The organism is Nocardioides hwasunensis (assembly GCF_014779665.1).
Taxonomy (GTDB): Bacteria; Actinomycetota; Actinomycetes; order Propionibacteriales; family Nocardioidaceae; genus Nocardioides; species Nocardioides hwasunensis.
In genome coordinates this window covers 19,200-37,537 of record NZ_JACXYY010000007.1, presented here as the reverse complement: position 1 = coordinate 37,537, position 18,338 = coordinate 19,200, and the positions used below count along the sequence as shown (strand labels likewise).

The window sequence follows — 18,338 nt, the reverse complement described above, 5'->3', positions numbered from 1 at the left end:
CCCATGCGCGCGTGGAAGCTGCTCGGACTGGCCGGCATCCTGGCCGGGGTCGCCACCGGCGCCGCGGTCGCGCGCGACGAGCGCGTACGCCGCCACTACGACGCGGGCGAGATCCGCGAGCGGCTGCACAAGCGGCACGACGAGGCCGTCGCCCGCGAGACTCCCACCGCTCCCGGCGACCAGGGCTGAGGATGTCGAGGCCGGCCTCCGGCCCCGACGTGTGGTAGTCCAGTGGCAAACGGTCGTACATCGGACCTCGCGACGACCACCTGCCACCGGACTACCCCGACAGGCCAGCCACCTGCCACTGGACTACCGCGGCCGGGAGTCGGGAGGTCAGGCGCCGAGCGCCAGGCGTACGGCGATCGCGAGCATCACGAGCCCGATGAGGACGTCGAGCACCTGCCACGCGCCGGGCCTGGCCAGGCGCGGGGCGGCCAGCCGGGCGCCGTACCCCAGGCCGGCGAACCACAGCAGGCTCGCCACGCAGGCCCCCAGCGCGAACCACCAGCGACCCGGGTCGCCGTGGGTGCCGGCGATCGAGCCCAGCAGCAGGACGGTGTCGAGGTAGACGTGCGGGTTGAGCCAGGTCAGGGCGACCGCCTTCGCGACCACCCGCCACGCGACTCGACCACGCCGTCGCCGACCGCCAGCGCCTGCGGCCGTCGGGCGCGCAGCAGGGAGCTGACGCCGTACGCCGTCAGGAACGCGACGCCGAGCCAGCGGATCACCTCGACCGCCCAGGCGGCGCGATCGACCACCACCCCGATGCCGGCGACGCCCGCGAGGATCAGCACCACGTCGGAGAGCGCGCAGATCGCCACCACGAGCGCGACGTGGCTGCGTCGGAGGCCCTGGCGGAGCACGAAGGCGTTCTGCGCGCCGATGGCGACGATCAGCGTCAGGCCGGTCACCAGCCCGGCCGCGAGGTCTCCCACGCCGACAACCTAGGAGGCTGCGTCGCCCTCGCGGCACCCTGACCGATCCCTGACACATGTCAGGGTCGGGTGCGGGTGATGTCCCATGGCAGGCGTGACGCGTGCCCTGACACACTCGACGACATGACTGAAGAGGCCTCCGGGGAGGCGACGCCGGGCGTCGCGGCGAGCGCACACGACCTGGTCAAGGTCTACGGCAAGGGCGACGCCGAGGTCCGCGCGCTCGACGGCGTCACGGTCGACCTGATGGCGGGGGAGTTCACCGCCGTGATGGGTCCCTCGGGATCGGGCAAGTCCACGCTGATGCACTGCCTGGCCGCGCTGGACGCCCCGAGCGGCGGCGAGGCGGTCGTCGACGGCACGTCGCTGGGCCGGCTCAAGGACAAGGACCTCACCACCCTGCGCCGCGAGCGCGTCGGCTTCGTCTTCCAGTCGTTCAACCTGGTGCCGACCCTCACCGCCGAGGAGAACATCCTGCTGCCGCTGAGCCTCGCCGGCCGCAAGCCCGACCGTGCGTGGTTCGACCAGGTCGTCGACGCCGTCGGCCTGCGCCCGCGGCTGGGCCACCGGCCGAGCGAGATGTCGGGCGGGCAGCAGCAGCGCGTCGCGTGCGCCCGCGCGCTGGTCAGCAAGCCGTCGATCGTCTTCGCCGACGAGCCCACCGGCAACCTCGACTCGACCAGCTCCGCGGAGGTCCTCGGGTTCCTGCGGCGCAGCGTCGACGAGTTCGGCCAGACCGTGGTGATGGTGACGCACGACCCGGTCGCGGCGTCCTACACCGACCGCATCGTGTTCCTCGCCGACGGCACGATCGTCGACGAGCTCCGCAACCCCGACCGCGACGCCATCCTCGAGAAGATGGCCAGCCTGCAGGACATCGCCGCCAACAGGTCGGCCGGCTGATGTTCCGCCTGACCTGGCGCAACCTGCTGGCCCGCAAGGTGCGCCTGCTGATGAGCACGCTCGCGATCGTGCTCGGCATCGGCTTCCTGGCCGGGGTGATGACCTTCAGCACCGGCCTCAACGCCACGTTCGACAACATCGTCTACGGCTCGACCTCCGATGCCGTCGTACGTCCCGCGGGCGACGTGCAGGGCACCAGCTCCGGAGTGAGCACGGACCAGGTCGTCACGCCTGCCGACGTCGACAAGCTGGCCGCACTGCCCGAGGTGGAGAGCGCGGTGGGTTCGGTCGACGGCGTCGGCTCCTACCTGCTCACCAAGTCCGGCAGGGCGCTCACCGGCACGGGCGCGCCGACGCTGGCGTTCAACTACGCGCCCAGCGAGAACATGGCCGGTGAGCAGATCCTGGAGCTCAACCAGGGCCGCTGGCCCGAGCAGGCCGACCAGATCACGCTCGACACCTCCACGGCCGAGCGCGGCGGCTACACAGTGGGCGACACGGTCACCATGTTCGTCCCCACGGGGGATCCCCGTCAGACCTTCACCCTCGTCGGCACTGCGGACTTCAACGGCGGCGGCACCGCGGGCGCCTCGCTGGTGCTGCTCACCACGCCGGAGGCGCAGAAGATCTTCCTCGACGGCGAGGACGCCTTCACCAGCGTCTCCCTGACCGGTGCGGACGGCGTCTCGCAGACGCAGCTCGCCACGGCGGCGGACACCGTCGTGCCCGAGGGCTTCACGGCGGTCACCGGCGACAAGGTGGCCCAGGAGACGCAAGAGCAGATCGGCCAGTTCCTCGACGTCATCTCCTACTTCCTCGTCACCTTCGCCGTGATCGCGATCGTGGTCGGCGCCTTCATCATCTTCAACACCTTCTCGATCCTCGTCTCGCAGCGCGTGCGCGAGTCGGCGCTGCTGCGGGCGCTCGGAGCCAGCAAGGGCCAGGTCACCCGCTCTGTGCTGGTCGAGGCCTTCATCATGGGCGTGATCGGCAGCGGGATCGGCGTGCTGCTCGGGCTGGGCGTGGCACGGGTCGTGGCGTGGGTCTTCCGCACGCTCTTCGGCCTCGACGTCTCCGGCGAGGTGCTGACCCTCACTCCGTGGACGGTCGTTGCCGGCTTCGCCGTCGGTGTCGTCGTCACCATGGTCGCGGGCTTCGTGCCGGCCTGGCGGGCCGCGAAGGTGCCGCCGGTCGCGGCGATGCGCGACGACCTCGTGGTGCAGGAGAAGGGCATGGCGCGCCGCCTCGCGCTCGGCGCCGTCGCCATGGTCGTCGGCACGGCGCTGGTGGTGCTCGGCCTCGTCGGCGCACCCGGCACCGACGCCATCTGGATCGGCGCCGGCGCGGTGATCTGGGTCGTCACGACCGCGGTGCTCGCCCCGGTCATCGGCTACCCGGTGCTCGTCGTCTGCCGCGCCGTCTTCGGTGCGGTCTTCCGGACGCCCGGCCGGCTCGCCGGCGAGAACGCCCTGCGCAACCCACGGCGTACGGGCGCCACTGCCTCCGCGCTGATGATCGGCCTCGCGGTCGTGTCCGCCGTCGGCGTCCTGGCCTCGTCGCTGAGCGCGACCCAGGACGCGATCGTCGACGACCAGTTCAAGAGCGACTTCCTCGTGCAGACCCCGACCTTCCAGGGCTTCAACCCCGAGTTCGGCGACCAGATGCAGGACGTCCCCGGCGTCGACCTGGTCTCGCGCCAGCAGGGCACCCCGGTCAGCGTGGAGGTCGACGGCTCGCCGGACCAGACCTTCGCCTCCGGCGTCGACCCGGCCTTCTTCCAGATCTACGACCTCACGATGCTCGACGGCACCGACCAGATCTCGGGTGACCAGGCGGTGCTGAGCGACAGCCGCGCGGCGGACCTGGGGGCGAGGCCGGGCGACACCATCGACGTCCAGTTCCCGGGTGGCAGGACGATCCCGCTGGAGGTGAGGGGCGTCTTCGAGGGCACCCCGACCACCAGCGGGCTTACCGTGCCGCTGTCGGTGCTCGAGCAGGCCGGGATCAAGCGCAGCGACTCCCAGCTGAGCATCACGATCGATCCCGGCGCCGACCGGGCGGCGGTCAAGAAGGACCTCGAGGCCGTGGTGAAGGACCTGCCGGTGCTGGCCGTGCAGGACAAGGTCGAGTTCAAGGAGCTCATCAGCGGCCAGGTCAACCTGCTGCTCGGGATGATCTACGGCCTGCTCGGCCTGGCGGTCGTGATCGCGGTGATCGGCATCGTCAACACCCTCGGACTCAGCGTCCTCGAGCGCACCCGTGAGATCGGGCTCCTGCGCGCGGTCGGTCTCTCGCGCCGCAAGCTGCGGTGGATGATCACGCTCGAGTCGGTGGCGATCGCCGTCCTCGGCGCGGTGCTCGGCATGGCCCTGGGCCTGGTCATCGGGGTCGTGCTGCGCGAGTCGCTGAAGGACGACCTCACCGAGCTCTCCCTGCCGCTCGGCAACCTGGCTCTCTTCTTGGTGGTCGCGGTGATCTTCGGCGTCCTGGCCGCCATCGTGCCGGCGATCCGTGCCTCGCGGATGAAGGTGCTCGACGCGATCGCCACGGAGTGACGGACTACCCCGCGGGAGGGTCGGGGGGAGACATCCGCGGGTCGCGGTGGCACCGTGGAGCGGTGAGTGAACAACAACAGAAGACACCACAGAACACGCACGGCACGCGATCCGACACCGGCTTCCTCGGCCAGCCCGGTGTGCTGGCGAACCTCTTCGGCGTCGAGCTGTGGGAGCGGTTCAGCTTCTACGGCATGCAGGGCATCCTGCTCATCTACCTCTACTACTCCGCCGCCCGCGGTGGGCTCGGCATCGACGAGGGCGTGGCGACCGGCATCGTCGGCGCGTACGGCGGTGCGGTCTACCTCTCCACGATCCTCGGCGCGTGGCTCGCCGACCGGGTGCTCGGTCCGGAGCGGACGCTGTTCTACTCGGCCGTCTGCGTCATGCTCGGCCACATCGCGCTCGCGCTGCTGCCCGGCCTCGGCGGCGTCGGGGTCGGCCTGGTGCTGATCGCGCTGGGCTCCGGCGGCGTGAAGGCCAACGCGACCTCACTGGTCGGCTCGCTCTACGACGAGCACGACGCTCGCCGCGACGCGGGCTTCTCGCTGTTCTACATGGGCATCAACATCGGCGCGTTCTTCGGCCCGCTGCTGACCGGCCTGCTGCAGAAGGAGGTCGGCTTCCACTGGGGCTTCGGCGCCGCCGCGGTCGGCATGGCGCTCGGCCTGACGCAGTACGCGATCTATCGCGGCAAGCTGCCCGAGGAGACCCACCACGTCGCCAACCCGCTTCCCGCGGGACGCGGCAAGGCGTACGCCGGTGGTGCGGTCGTGGTGCTCGCCGTCGTCCTCGTGCTCGTGCTGGCCGGCGTGATCACCGCCGGCCGCCTGTCCAACATCGTCATCGGCATCAGCCTCGTCGCGGCGATCGCCTACTTCGCGGTGATCCTCACCGACAAGGAGGTCACCGGCGTCGAGCGCAGCAGGATCTTCGCCTTCATGCCGCTCTTCGTGTGCAACGTGGTGTTCTGGTCGCTCTACCAGCAGCAGTTCACCGTCGTGACGATCTACGCCGACAAGCGCCTGGACCGCGACCTGTTCGGCTGGGAGATGCCGGTGTCGTGGGTCAACAGCATCAACCCGATCTTCATCATCGTGCTGGCCGGCGTCTTCGCCGCGGTGTGGACCAAGCTCGGCGACCGGCAGCCGGTGACGCCGCTCAAGTTCGGCGCCGGCACGACGCTGATGGGCGTGGCCTTCTTCGCGTTCCTGCCCATGCCCGGCGGCCAGAACACCGCGCCGCTCCTGGGCCTGGTCGGCATCCTGCTGCTCTTCACGCTCGCCGAGCTGCTGATCTCCCCGGTGGGGCTGAGCGCGACGACCAAGCTGGCGCCCAAGAAGTTCACCACGCAGATGGTGGGGCTCTACTTCCTCTCCATCGCCCTCGGCACCGCCCTCGCCGGCACGCTGGCCGGCTACTACGACGAGAACGCGGAGACGCCGTTCTTCGTCTGGGTCGGGCTCGCCTCGGTGGTCACCGGCATCGTCGTGATGGCCGCGTCGAAGCCGATCCACAAGCTGATGGCGGGCGTCGACTGAGGACGGGCACGTGATCGGGGCGCTGGGCTGGGGAGCGCTGGCCGCCGGCTCGCTTGTGGTCGGCGCCGCCCTGGCGCTGGTGCGGTCGTGGTCGGACCGCGTCGTCGGGCTGGTGCTCGGCTTCGGTGCCGGCGCACTGATCGCCAGCGTGTCCTTCGAGCTCGCCGAGGAGGGCCTGAGGATCGGCAGCGCGTGGTCCGTCGCCGCCGGGCTGACGATCGGCGCCGCCACCTTCTACCTCGCCAACCGGTGGGTCGAGTCGCGCTCCACCGGTGGCGGGGCGACGCTGGCGCTCGGAGCGTTCCTCGACGGCATCCCCGAGCAGGCCGTGCTCGGCATCGGTCTCGCCCAGGGGCACGGCGTCAGCGCCGCACTGCTCGTGGCGATCTTCGTCTCCAACCTGCCCGAGGGCATCGGGTCGGCCGCCGACATGCGCTCGTCGGGTCGCAACTCGGGCCAGGTGCTGCGGCTCTGGTTCGGGGTCGCCGTCGCGTGCGCGCTCGCCACGGTCGGCGGCTACCTCGCCGCCGACGCCGTGCCCGCCGAGGGTCGCGCCGTGGTCGACGGCTTCGCTGCCGGCGCGCTGCTCACGATGCTGATCGACTCGATGGTCCCCGAGGCCAAGGAGAAGGCGAAGGACCTCGCCGGGCTGGCGACCGTCGCCGGGTTCGCCCTGGCCGCCGGGCTCTCGCTGCTGGGCTAGTAGCCGCCCTCGGGCGGCACCATCTCCCCCCGCACCCCGAGCAGCCGCACCGGTCGGGCGTCGTCCAGGGCGAGGTAGAGCTCGAAGGCGGTCTGCGCGACCACCTCGACGTCGTACGTCGGCGCGGCGAGCTTGCGCACCTTGGTGAACGTGAAGAACGGCGCGAAGCGGATCTTGAGGTGCACCCGCGCCACCTGCCGGTCCTCACGACGGCAGTCGTCGACGACCCGCGTGGCCAGCTCGACGAGCGCGGCACGGACCTCCTCGGGCGTGACGAGATCGGACTGGTACGTCGTCTCGCGGCCGTGGGCACGGGCGACCCAGGGCGTGTCGTCGGGCCGGGACCGACCACCTCCGCGGCCGAGACGGCCGAGGTGGGGGCCGTTCGTGGGTCCGAACGCCGCCACGAGCTCGGACTCCTCCGCGCCCGCGAGGTCGGCGACCGTCCGGATGCCGATCGCATCGAGCCGCCCGCCGATCTTCGAGCCCACGCCCCACAACGCGGTGGTCGGGCGCTCACCCATGACCTCCATCCAGTTGTCACGGGTGAGCAGGAAGGTCCCCTGCGGCTTGCCGAAGTCGGTCGCGATCTTGGCGCGGACCAGGGTGTCGCCGATCCCGACCGAGCAGTGCAGCCCGGTCGCCTCGAGCACGGCAGCCTGGATCCCTCGCGCCGCGGCGAGCGGGTCGCCGGTCTCGACCCCGACGAACGCCTCGTCCCACCCCAGGACCTCGACCACCGCACCCGGCGTCGCGCGCAGGGTCTCCATCACCTGCGCCGACGCCGCCTCGTAGACCGGGAAGTCGACCGGGAGGAAGACCGCGTCGGGGCACCGTCGCACCGCGAGCTTCAGCGCCAGCCCGCTGCGTACGCCGTGCTCGCGCGCCTCGTAGGACGCCGTCGAGACGACGGCCCGCTCGGTCGGGTCGCCCCGCCCACCGACCACGACGGGGAGGCCGACCAGCTCGGGTCGGCGCAGCAGCTCGACCGCGACGAGGAACTGGTCCATGTCGACGTGGAGCACCCAGGGCTGGGACACCTGCCCATTGTGACCGGCCCCGCCGACAGCGGGCGGCTGTGGAAAACCGGATGCGGCCAGCGCGGTCGGTCGTCTACTGTCGGGTCCGGCGAGATCAGCGGCGGGGCCGGAGTTCTGGACCTCGTTCCGCGTGTCGTACCTCGCCACTGCCCTGCGAAGGCAAACAGCATCCGAGCTGCTCTCTCACCACCGGTGGTGGCCGGCGACGAGGCACGGCAGCGCGCCCTGAGGCGGATCCGGTCAGCACGACGGTTCCGGTCCCCGCGTGCCGTCGTGGTCGCCGGCCACCACCTCGCAGCACCCATCCACCACGTGCCTCGAAGGAGGTCCGCCCATGTCCCTCGATCCGACGAGCCTCAAGCTCCGCTTCCTGCCCAGCCACACCGTGCAGCCGTGGGAGGCCTGCCTCGAGCGCCGCGACGGTGAGCCCACACGGGTGCTCGCCCCGGGCCGCCACCTCGCGCGGCGCCGGGCGACGCACCAGACCGTCGACCTGCGCGAGCGGATCGACCTGGTGCCCGCGCAGGAGGTGCTGACCGCCGACGGCGTGACGGTGAAGGTGTCCGCCGTGTTCGCCTGGACGGTCGAGGACCCGGTCGTGTTCACCGAGCGGGTGCAGGACCCGGTCGGCGCGGTCTACCTCGCTGTCCAGCTCGGCCTCCGCGACGTCCTCGTCGAGCACGAGGCGGAGGCGCTGGTCCGGGCGCCGCGGACGCGGCTGGCCGACGGCGTGCGCGAGCGCGTCGCGGCTGCCGCTGCCCAGGTCGGTGTCCGGCTGATCGACGTCGTCGTCAAGGACGTCGTGCTGCCCCACGACCTGCGCGAGGCCTACGCCGAGCTGGTGGTCGGTCGGCACCGGGCGCAGGCCCAGCTCGAGGCGGCGCGCGCCGAGACCGCGGCGCTGCGCTCGCTGGCCAACGGCGCCAAGCTGCTCGACGACCACCCCTCGCTCGCGCAGCTGCGGCTGGTCCAGGCGCTGCCGCCCGGCTCGCGCGTCGAGCTGGTGCAGCCCGGCCGCGAGCCGCGAGCGGCGGACTGACGCCGGCTTTGCACTCTCCCTGCCCAGGGTGGCGGCGAACGACATCGGATGTGGCCTTTCGGCTGTCGTACGCCGCCAGGGTCGCGGCAGCTCCGCCGAGGGTGGCGGCACATCGCACGCTGGAGACCCCCGCGGCGCGATCTGCCGCCACCCTTGCGGGCGAACCCGGCCGTACGTCGTCGGCGTACGGTCGAGCGCATGACCACCGGCGATCAGACCGAGCCCGACCCCTACGCCGAGCACCCGGAGGAGTCCGCGTTCCCCGGAGCGGGGGAACGGGTCGACGACGCCGACCGGCAGCGCGCCCTCGACGCCGAGCCCAGTGGCAACGCCACCGTCGGCGACACGGTCGACACCGACGACGTCGACTCGAGCGCCGAGGAGGGGACGTCCGGCGAGGAGGTCGCCGACCAGGCGCGGGGCGCCTACCGCCCGGACTGAGGCCACATTGTCGACGTTCACTCACACGGGTTACGAGTGAACGTCGAGTCAGGCCAGGAAGTCGCCCAGCCCCTCGAGCAGCCGGTCTACGTCCCGGTCGTCGTTGTAGGCAGCGAGCCCGATGCGCAGGCCCGAGTCGACGGGGAGGCCGAGCGCGCGGAAGGTCTCGACGGCGTAGAACGTGCCGGCCGGGACGAGCACGTCACGCGCGGCGAGGTGCTCGTACGCCTCGACAGGCTCCCGGTCGCGCAGCGTCAGGAACAGCGTCGAGGTCCGCTCGACCGCGCGCGAGTGCAGGGTGAGGTGGTCACCGAGCGCGGCCAGGCCGTCCTCGATCCGGGTCCGGAGGCGCAGCTCGTGCTCGGCGATCTCGGCGGTCACCGCGACGAGCCGCTCGCGGCGGTTGCCCTCGGCCGGGGACCACGAGGCGATGAAGTCGACGGCCGCGGTCGTGCCGGCCAGCAGCTCGTAGGGCAGGGTGCCGAGCTCGAACCGCTCCGGCACGGCGTTCGACGAGGGCACCAGCTTGTCCGGCCACAGCGTCTCCAGGAGCGCGGGGTCGGCGACCAGTGCGCCGCAGTGCGGGCCGAAGAACTTGTAGGGCGAGCACACGACGAGGTCCGCGCCCATCGCCGTGATGTCCGGGGCGGCGTGGGCGGCGTGGTGCACCGCGTCGACGTACACCAGCGCGCCGACCTCGTGCGCCCGTGCGGCGACGGTCGCGACGGGCGGGCGGGTGCCGAGCAGGTTGGAGGCGGCGGTCAACGCGACCAGCCGGGTCCGGGGACCGATCACGTCGAGCGAGGACAGGTCGAGCTCGCCGGTCGCGGGGTCGAGCCGCAGCCACTTCACCGCGATCCCGGCGCGCTCGGCGGCCTGCACCCACGGGCGGACGTCGGAGTCGTGGTCGAGCTCGCAGACGACGACCTCGTCGCCGGTCTGCCAAGTCTTCGCGAGCGTGCGGGAGAAGTCGTACGTCAGCGCGGTGGCACTGCGGCCGTGCACCACGCCGCCCGGGTCGGCGCCGAGCAGGTCGGCCACGGCGGAGCGGAAGCCGCTGACCACGGCCTCGGCGTTGCGCTGGCTCACCGTCGCAGCGCCGCGCTGCGACAGCGGGGCGGTCAACGTCTGGGCGATCGCCTCGCCCACGACGGCCGGCGTCTGGGTGCCGCCGGGGTTGTCGAAGTGTGCGATGCCCGAGGCGAGGGAGGGAAAGCCGGAGCGGAAGACGGCGACGTCGAAGACCATGCCCGCCACGCTAGTTCGCGATGTGCACGACCGCGTCGCCGGAGTTCACCAGAGGGGCCTCGGTGCGACCGATCACGATGCCGTCGCGGTTGGCGTAGACCGCGCGCAGGGTCTTGCCGAAGGAGTCGAAGAGGGTGCCGAGCCGCTCGCCGTCGCTGACCTTCTGCCCGAGCGCGACGTCGAGGTGCAGGATGCCGGTGCGTCGCGCACGGACCCAGCCGCTGGCCCGGCACTCGAGGCTGGGCTCGACGGACGGCTCGTCGACCGGCTCGGTCATGCCCAGCGCGGCCAGCACCCGGCGTACGCCGATCACGCCGGCGTCGACGGCGTAGGCGTCGAAGCGGAGGGGCTCGCCGGCCTCGTAGAGCAGCACCTTCGCGCCCTGCTCGCGAGCCGCGTGGCGCAGCGACCCGTCGCGGATCTTGGCGTGCAGCATGACCGGCGCCCCGAAGGCGGCGGCCAGGTCGCGCGTGCCGGGGTCGTCGAGGTCGGCACGGATCTGCGGGAGGTTGCTGCGCCGGTCGGAGCCGGTGTGCAGGTCGATGCCGACCTCGCACCCCGCCACGATCTCGCGCATGAACAGGTGGGCGATCCGGCTCGCGAGCGACCCGCGGGCCGAGCCGGGGAAGGAGCGGTTGAGGTCGCGGCGGTCGGGCAGGTAGCGGTCGCCGGTCATGAAGCCGAGCACGTTGACGACCGGCACCGCGACGAGGGTGCCGCAGAAGGTCTTCGGGTCGAGCCCGGCCATCACCTGCCGCACGACCTCGACGCCGGCGACCTCGTCACCGTGGATCGCCGCGTCGATCCACACCGAGGGTCCGTCCTCGCGACCGTGCACCACGCGCACCGGAAGGGTGACGTCGGCGCCGGTCACGAGACGGGTGATCGGCAGCTCGAGCGCGCGCACCGAGCCGGCGCGGATGCGCACGCCGCCGATCGCGAAGGACTCGCGCGCCACTAGGAGAGGCCTCGGCGAGTGGGCGCGGCATCGGTCGAGGTCACGAGCGTCAGGGTAGTCGCCCGTCTCCGTGCCGACCGGCCCCGGACCACCCGATCGGCCAGCCCCCATGGCCCGAAATGACTACTTGTCCTCGATCCCGCGGCGACCGCCCGTGCCACGTCCTACCGTCTCGTCGTCGGTCCACGGGGGCCGCAGGGGGGATCACGCATGTCCACGTCAACAGCATCGGCGCTTCGCCGTGTCGTGCACGGTGGGGTGGCGGTCGCGGTCGTCGCCGTCGCGCTCCAGGGTTCGCCGGCATCCGCCGCACCCTCAGCGCCGGAGATCACCGCGCCGACCGGCACCAGCGGTCCCACGATCGAGATCTCCTGGACCGCGGGCTCCACAGCCGCAGGCTACGAGGTACAGGTCGACAACGACCCCTCCTTCGGCAGCCCCGAGTGGAGCACGGCGACCGTCAGCACGGTGTCGGTGCCGACGCGGATGTTCGCGGCGGGCTCGCAGTACGTCCGGGTGCGGGCCAAGGACGCCACCAACGCGTGGAGCGACTGGGCGAGCAGCTCCTTCACGGTCGCCGCGCTGGCCGGCCCGAGCCTCACCAGCCCTCCCGACGGCGCGATCCTCGCCCAGCCGCACGAGCCGTCCGTGCTCACCTGGACGCCGGTTCCCGGTGCTGTCAGCTACACCGTCGAGATCGACACCGAGGACGGGTTCATCGACTCGGCCACGACGACGACCAAGGCCAACAGCTTCGTCGTCACGACCAACCAGGCGCCGTACGTCGGCTACTACTGGCGCGTCCGCGCCAACCTCTCCGACGGTGTCGCGAGCGACTACTCGGCCACCCGCTCCTACCGGGTCCTGCCCATCGGCACGCCGCGGGTCAGCGGTCCGCCCGACGACGAGGACATCACGGACGTGGTGCTCGACTGGGAGCCGGTCGACGGAGCGAAGTACTACGAGCTGGAGGTCGACGACGACGTCAACTTCGGCAGCAAGGTGACCGGCATCCCGTCGCGGATCTTCGGCACCCGGTTCTCCCCGAGGACCACCTTCCTCAATGATCAGTACTTCTGGCGGGTCCGTGCGCGCGACCTCGACGACAACCCCACCGAGTGGGTGCGGCTGGCCCCGGAGGTGCACTACGCCTTCGACCGGGTCTGGCGCGACGTCCCCCAGCCGGTCTACCCCGCTGGCCCGGCCGGATCCACGCAGTTCGTGGGCAACGACCTCTACTACGAGTGGACGCCGGTCCCGCACGCCTCCCACTACGACCTGTGGGTCAGCACCGATCCGAACTTCACGACCACGAATGCGACGGCACGGTGCGAGATCGCCGGAACCACCTACACGCCGGGCGAGATCAGTGATCCGTGCATGCCAATGGCGGAGGGCGTCGTCTACTACTGGAAGGTGCGGCCGATGGACGCACCCTCCGGTGAGGTCGGCATCTTCTCGCCGACCCAGAAGTTCGTCTACGAGGACCAGGACGCCATCACCATCACCTCCCCGGCCAACGGTGCAGTGGTCGACGTACCGACGCTGGACTGGGCGCCGGTGCCCGAGACCGATCAGTACGAGGTGTCGCTCTACGATCGCTCCGGCACGCGGCTGCTGCAGGAGCGGACCTACTCCACGTCCTACACCGCAGCCTTCGAGCTGCGCCCCGAGCAGGGCCCCTTCCGCTGGCGGATCCGGGCCATCGACGTCGCCGGTCGCACCGGCCTCGAGTACGCCGTGCGCACCTTCGACATGTCGCCCACAGCCCCGTCCGGCGGCTCGAGCATCGAGCTCTCCAACGGTGCGCCGACCTACGACGCGCCCGCGCTGAGCTGGACGCCGGTCACCAACGCGTCCTACTACCGCATCGAGATCGGTGACGCGGTCGCCGGCACGTGGTTCGCCAGCAGCTACAGCCCGATCCTGTCGCGGACCTACCGCTACCCGGCCGCGACCGACCACGGCTCCGCGCTCCTCGCCGACGGCACCTATCGCTGGCGGGTCACGGCCTACTCGGCGACCAACGCACCCATCACGACGAGCCCCGTCGGTCAGTTCCAGGTGCTGGCGCTCGGTCCGGTCACCGGCCAGCGGCTGGCCCTCACCGGGTTGGCGCTCGACCGGGGCCAGGCGTGCACGGAGACCCTCACGAACGGGCCGGACCGGCTGTGCGACGCCCTCCCCGCGACGCCGGTGCTCGACTGGAACCCGGTGCCCTATGCGGCGGAGTACCGCGTGCACGTCTCCAAGGACGGCGACTTCACCTCCGGAGCGATCGCCTCCAGCCCACCGCGGACCACGAACACACGGTGGACGCCGCGCTTCGGCTACCCGCAGCGGGCCCTGCAGGACAGCCAGGCGCAGACCCCCTACTTCTGGTTCATCCAGCCGTGCAAGACGGCCTCGCTCTGCGGGCCGGACCCGCGCTCGACCGTGAACCCGGCGCGGCACGCGTTCCGCAAGACGTCGCCGGCCGTCGAGCTGCTCACCCCGGTGGACAACAACGGGGCCGAGGACAACCTCGCCGGCACCGAGGTGACCTTCACCTGGCGCGACTACCTCGACACCAACCAGGCCACGACCGCCGCGGCCACCGGCGAGAAGAGCTACCAGTCCGCCAAGTCGTACGAGATCCAGCTCTCGCTGCAACCGACGTTCTCGTCCACCCTCGAGACGGCCATCGTCGATCAGCCGACCTACACCTCGGCCGAGATGCTCTATCCCGAGGGACCGGTCTACTGGAGGGTCCGTGCGATCGACGCCAACGACAACCGCCTCGGCTGGTCGTCGGTCCGCAAGCTCGTCAAGGCCAGCCCGAGGCCCACGCTGACCTCGCCGGTCACGCCCACAGCCGGCCAGACCCCGGTCGTCAGCGGTGCGGTGCCGTTCCGCTGGCAGGCGATGCCCTATGCCGGGTCCTACGACATCCAGGTCGCCGCGAACAACGACACGAACTTCTCCGCGACCAACCTCCGCGTCGCCCGCTCCACCAAGCGGTCCGCCTACGCGAGCGGAGCCGGCGGGCAGGCGACCCTCCAGGCCTCGGAGGTCCCCTACGTCTGGCGCGTGCGCCGCGTTGATGCGTACGGCAACGCCGGCCCCTGGTCGGCACCCGCTTCCTTCCTGGTCTCGCTGCCGGCGCCTGGGCTGCTCGCGCCCGGATCCGACGCGATGGTCGGTCCTCGCGCGGTCGTGATGCGCTGGGTGCCCGAGGCCACCGCCACGAAGTACCGCGTCGAGTACCGCCGGACCGGGACGACCTCCCTCACCTCCGCGGTCACGCCGGCGCCGTCGTTCTCGCCGACGACGGCCCTCGTCGTGGGCGCGTCCTACGAATGGCGCGTCGCCTCGCTCGACGTCGACAGCAGGGCCTCCGATGCCGGTGCCTGGCGGACCTTCACCGTCGGTGGCCCCCCGACCGCGACGGCGCCCGCCCGGATCCAGGGAACGGCGGAGTTCGACACCACGCTGACGGCCCTGTCACCGACCTGGAGCACGCCCGGCGTCACCGAGACCTATGCCTGGCGCCGCAACGGCCAGGCGATCCCGGGTGCCACCTCGCAGACCTACACGGTCGCCTCGCTCGACGTCGGCGCCTCCCTCACGGTCGTCGTCACAGGTGTCTCGGCGGAGTACGGCACCGGCACATCCACCAGCGCGGCCGTCGTCGGCCGGGCCGCGGGCGGACCTGTGGCGCTCACCCCGCCGACGGTGTCCGGCAGCGGACAGGTCGGCTCCGTGCTGACCTCCACCGCCACCCAGTGGGACCGCTCCGACGTGCAGACCTCGCTGCAGTGGATGCGCAACAGCGCTCCGATCAGCGGCGCCACCTCGGCGACGTACACCGTGATCCCCGGCGACCTCAACGCTGCCATCTCGCTGACCGTCACCGGCAGCTCCCCGGGACGGACGCCGACCGTGGTGACCAGCAACGCCGTCACCGCGGTGCAGGGGAGCGCCGCGACGGCCTCCACGCCACCGTCCATCGACGGAGCGGCGAAGGTGGGTGCCACGCTCGCCGCCACCGCGCCCACGTGGAACCAGTCCGGTGTGCAGAACATCGTGCAGTGGTTGCGCAACGGCCAGGTGATCAGCGGCGCCACCACGATGAGCTACACGGTCGTGGCTGCCGACGTGGATGCCGCCATCAGCGTGCGGTTCGTCGGCAGGCTCCAGGGCCGCGCGGACGGCACCGCGACCAGTGCCCCGGTCACCGGCCTGGCTGGGGATGCGCCGACCGTCGTCTCTGCGCCGAGCATCTCCGGCAGCGCGAAGGTCGGTCGGACGCTGACCGGCTCGGCCCCCACGTGGAACCTCAGCGGTGTGCAGCACCTCGCGCAGTGGCTGCGCGACGGCCAGCCGATCACCGGCGCCACCGCGGCGACGTACGTCGTCCGTGCCACCGACGTCGACGCCTCGATCTCAGTGCGTTGGACCGGCAGGCTGCCCGGGAGGGCAGACGGGGTCGCGACCAGTGCCGCCACGACCGGACTGGTCGGCGACGCACCGACGGCATCGACGCTCGCCGCGCCTGCAGGCTCGGGCCAGGTCGGCACCGTGCTGACCGCGCCCTCGGTCGTGTGGTCCCCGGCCGAGGTCCAGGAGTCGCACCAGTGGCTGCGCGACGGCCAGCCCATCCCGGGTGAGACGGGCACCAGCTACCTCGTCACCGGCTCCGACGTCGGCAAGCCCCTTGCCGTGCGCGTCGTCGCCATCGCGCCGGGACGCGAACGCGGCGAGGCTGTCTCCCGGACGATCGTGGCGACCCCGACCCCGACCCCGACCCCGACCCCGACCCCGACCCCGACCCCGACCCCGACGCCGACCCCGACGCCGACCGCGACGCCGACCGCGACGCCGACGCCGACCCCGCAGCCGGGCCCGACGACGCCGACGGGGCAGGCCACGCAGTCGCGGACCACGGTCAAGGCCCCGAAGAAGGCCGTGGCCGGCAAGCGAGCCTCGGTGGCGATCACCGTCTCGACAACGGTCCCCGCGCCCACGGGCACAGTGAAGCTCTACGTCGGGTCGAAGGTCGTCGGTACCGCCACGCTCAAGGCATCGGCCAAGGGGGTGGTGAAGATCCGGCTGCCCAAGCTCAAGAAGGGGCGCTACACCCTGCGCGCCGAGTACTCCGGCTCCGGCTCCGTGCTGGGATCGAAGTCGGCCAAGGTGGCCCTGGTCGTCCGCTGAGGCGGGCGGGCCACTACCGGCCCCAGTTCTTCTTGCGCACCGACCGGCGGGGTCGTCCACCGGCGTAGGACCTCGACGAGTCGACGAGGTAGCCGCGCTCGAGGGCCTCGCGGCCGATCAGCATCCGGAAGCCCATCTCGTCGCGGTTGCTGAGCGTCATCACCGTGGTGACGGTGCGCCCGGCGAGCGTGACGTCGAGCGCGACGGCGTACCTCTTCTCGACCTGGCCGTTGCTCGATCGCACCTCGCGCACGTCGAGGACGGGCAGGCTGAGCTCCACGTGGTCGTCGTCGGACTTCTGCCAGGGGTGGATCGAGAAGCGCACCCAGTCGTGCCCGTCGCGGTCGAACACCTCGAGGTCGAAGGCGTGGATGGACGACGAGCGGGCGCCGGTGTCGATCTTGGCCTTCACCCACGCCACGTCGGCCTGCGGGAGCGCCACCCACTCGCGCCAGCCGACGACGGTGGGCGGGCCGTCCGGCGCGGACGGCTCCGGTGCGTCGGGCGCGCTCGGGGTGGTGGACACCGGCCCATCTTCTCAGGTGGGCTCGACGGGACGGGTGGTTGGATGGGTGACCATGAAGCTCGCCATCCTGTCTCGGGCCCCGCGCTCCTACAGCACCCAGCGCCTGCGGACGGCCGCCGTGGACCGCGGCCACGACGTGAAGGTGCTCAACACGCTGCGGTTCGGCATCGACCTCTCCGGGCCGGAGCCCGACCTGCTCTTCCGCGGCAAGCAGCTCTCGACGTACGACGCCGTGCTGCCGCGCATCGGCAACTCGGTCACCTACTTCGGCACCGCGGTCGTGCGCCAGTTCGAGCAGATGGACGTCTACACGCCCAACACCAGCTACGGCATCGCGAACAGCCGCGACAAGCTGCGCGCGACGCAGATCCTTTCGCGCCACGAGATCCCGATGCCGGCGACCACCTTCGTGCGCGACCGCGCCGACGTGATCCCGGCGATCGAGCGGGTCGGCGGTGCGCCCGTCGTGATCAAGCTGCTCGAGGGCACCCAGGGCATCGGCGTGATCCTGGCGCCGACGATCAAGGTCGCCGAGGCGATCATCGAGACGCTGCAGAGCACCCGGCAGAACGTCCTCATCCAGCGCTTCGTCAAGGAGAGCAAGGGTCGCGACATCCGCGCGCTGGTCGTCGGCGACCGGGTCGTCGCGGCGATGCGGCGGGTGGCGCAGGGCGATGAGTTCCGCTCCAACGTGCACCGGGGCGGCAGCGTCGAGCCCGTCGAGCTCGACGAGGAGTTCGAGCGCGTGGCCGTGCGGTCCGCGCAGATCATGGGCCTGCGCGTCGCCGGCGTCGACATGCTCGAGGGGCGCAAGGGCCCGCAGGTGATGGAGGTGAACTCCTCGCCCGGCCTGGAGGGCATCGAGGCCGCGACCAAGCTCGACGTCGCCGGCGCGATCATCGACTACATCGACAACCAGGTCGCCTTCCCCGAGATCGACGTACGCCAGCGGCTGACCGTCTCGACCGGCTACGGCGTGGCCGAGATCGTCGTGCACACCGGCTCCGACATGGTGGGCAAGAAGCTCGGTGACTCCGGGCTCGACGAGCGCGACATCACGGTGCTGACCCTCCACCGCGGCCCGCAGGTCATCCCCAACCCGCGCAACAAGACCGTGCTCGAGGGCGAGGACCGGCTGCTGTGCTTCGGCAAGCTCGAGGAGATGCGCTCGATGATCCCCGACCGCAAGCAGAAGCGCGTGCGGCGCCTGATGAAGAAGCACCTGCCGCCCGAGACCCCCTGACGTCCGG

At 71.6% G+C, this 18,338-nt stretch carries 15 protein-coding genes; 9 read left to right on the top strand and 6 right to left on the bottom strand.

From position 1 onward, the window contains the following. Window positions 1–3 precede the first annotated feature (3 nt). On the top strand, window positions 4–189 hold the full coding sequence (locus IEZ25_RS16530; protein ID WP_191200564.1) for a hypothetical protein: 186 nt from the start codon (window positions 4–6) through the stop codon (window positions 187–189). A 147-nt stretch (window positions 190–336) separates the two neighbouring features. Here the strand turns inward: IEZ25_RS16530 and IEZ25_RS21900 are convergent, their stop codons facing one another. Both IEZ25_RS21900 and IEZ25_RS21895 read right to left on the bottom strand, forming a co-directional pair. Next, a complete protein-coding gene (locus tag IEZ25_RS21900) occupies window positions 337–615 on the bottom strand; it encodes a LysE/ArgO family amino acid transporter (protein ID WP_318152283.1) in 279 nt (92 codons plus the stop codon). After that, the gene (locus tag IEZ25_RS21895) at window positions 591–938 is read right to left on the bottom strand and encodes a LysE/ArgO family amino acid transporter (RefSeq protein ID WP_318152282.1); all 348 of its coding nucleotides are present in this window, start codon (window positions 936–938) and stop codon (window positions 591–593) included. The genes IEZ25_RS21900 and IEZ25_RS21895 overlap by 25 nt, the downstream gene beginning before the upstream one ends. Window positions 939–1,061: 123 nt before the next feature. Between IEZ25_RS21895 and IEZ25_RS16520 the strand changes: the two genes are divergently transcribed. The 4 genes from IEZ25_RS16520 (at window position 1,062) to IEZ25_RS16505 (ending at window position 6,640) form a co-directional block, all read left to right on the top strand. Then, window positions 1,062–1,841, top strand: coding sequence for an ABC transporter ATP-binding protein (locus IEZ25_RS16520; protein WP_191200563.1), 780 nt, complete (start codon window positions 1,062–1,064; stop codon window positions 1,839–1,841). Continuing rightward, entirely contained in the window at window positions 1,841–4,396 is a 2,556-nt protein-coding gene (locus IEZ25_RS16515) for an ABC transporter permease (RefSeq protein ID WP_191200562.1), read from the top strand. Before IEZ25_RS16520 ends, IEZ25_RS16515 begins: the two co-directional genes overlap by 1 nt. Before the next feature lie 62 nt (window positions 4,397–4,458). Continuing rightward, the gene (locus IEZ25_RS16510; protein WP_191200561.1) at window positions 4,459–5,937 is read left to right on the top strand and encodes a peptide MFS transporter; all 1,479 of its coding nucleotides are present in this window, start codon (window positions 4,459–4,461) and stop codon (window positions 5,935–5,937) included. A gap of 10 nt (window positions 5,938–5,947) precedes the next feature. Further along, complete coding sequence (locus IEZ25_RS16505) at window positions 5,948–6,640, top strand: ZIP family metal transporter (RefSeq protein ID WP_191200560.1); 693 nt, start codon at window positions 5,948–5,950, stop codon at window positions 6,638–6,640. On the opposite strand, the gene IEZ25_RS16500 is transcribed toward IEZ25_RS16505, so the two are convergent. Next, window positions 6,637–7,680 carry a DNA polymerase IV gene (locus IEZ25_RS16500; protein ID WP_318152281.1) on the bottom strand — a complete coding sequence of 348 codons (1,044 nt, stop codon included), beginning with the start codon at window positions 7,678–7,680 and terminating at the stop codon, window positions 6,637–6,639. The genes IEZ25_RS16505 and IEZ25_RS16500 overlap by 4 nt on opposite strands. Window positions 7,681–8,014: 334 nt before the next feature. Between IEZ25_RS16500 and IEZ25_RS16495 the strand changes: the two genes are divergently transcribed. Then, complete coding sequence (locus IEZ25_RS16495) at window positions 8,015–8,719, top strand: slipin family protein (RefSeq protein WP_191200559.1); 705 nt, start codon at window positions 8,015–8,017, stop codon at window positions 8,717–8,719. Window positions 8,720–8,917: 198 nt separating this feature from the next. Continuing rightward, window positions 8,918–9,160 (top strand): hypothetical protein, encoded by a 243-nt coding sequence (locus IEZ25_RS16490; RefSeq protein ID WP_191200558.1) that lies wholly within the window; start codon window positions 8,918–8,920, stop codon window positions 9,158–9,160. A 48-nt stretch (window positions 9,161–9,208) separates the two neighbouring features. On the opposite strand, the gene IEZ25_RS16485 is transcribed toward IEZ25_RS16490, so the two are convergent. Together IEZ25_RS16485 and IEZ25_RS16480 are read right to left on the bottom strand one after the other, a co-directional pair. Continuing rightward, the gene (locus IEZ25_RS16485; RefSeq protein WP_191200557.1) at window positions 9,209–10,408 is read right to left on the bottom strand and encodes a cysteine desulfurase-like protein; all 1,200 of its coding nucleotides are present in this window, start codon (window positions 10,406–10,408) and stop codon (window positions 9,209–9,211) included. A gap of 10 nt (window positions 10,409–10,418) precedes the next feature. Further along, window positions 10,419–11,366, bottom strand: a complete 948-nt coding sequence (locus tag IEZ25_RS16480) for a succinylglutamate desuccinylase/aspartoacylase family protein (RefSeq protein ID WP_318152280.1) — start codon at window positions 11,364–11,366, stop codon at window positions 10,419–10,421. Between the two features lie 210 nt (window positions 11,367–11,576). On the opposite strand from IEZ25_RS16480, the gene IEZ25_RS16475 reads away from it, so the two are divergent. Then, on the top strand, window positions 11,577–16,562 hold the full coding sequence (locus tag IEZ25_RS16475) for an Ig-like domain repeat protein (RefSeq protein ID WP_191200555.1): 4,986 nt from the start codon (window positions 11,577–11,579) through the stop codon (window positions 16,560–16,562). 13 nt (window positions 16,563–16,575) lie between these two features. Here IEZ25_RS16475 and IEZ25_RS16470 read toward each other — a convergent pair whose 3' ends face one another. After that, window positions 16,576–17,088 (bottom strand): ATP-dependent zinc protease family protein, encoded by a 513-nt coding sequence (locus IEZ25_RS16470; RefSeq protein WP_191200554.1) that lies wholly within the window; start codon window positions 17,086–17,088, stop codon window positions 16,576–16,578. A 52-nt stretch (window positions 17,089–17,140) separates the two neighbouring features. Here IEZ25_RS16470 and IEZ25_RS16465 point away from each other — a divergent pair, with 52 nt between their 5' ends. Continuing rightward, window positions 17,141–18,331: a RimK family alpha-L-glutamate ligase gene (locus IEZ25_RS16465; RefSeq protein ID WP_191200553.1), complete on the top strand. Its 1,191-nt coding sequence runs from the start codon at window positions 17,141–17,143 to the stop codon at window positions 18,329–18,331. Window positions 18,332–18,338: the final 7 nt, after the last annotated feature.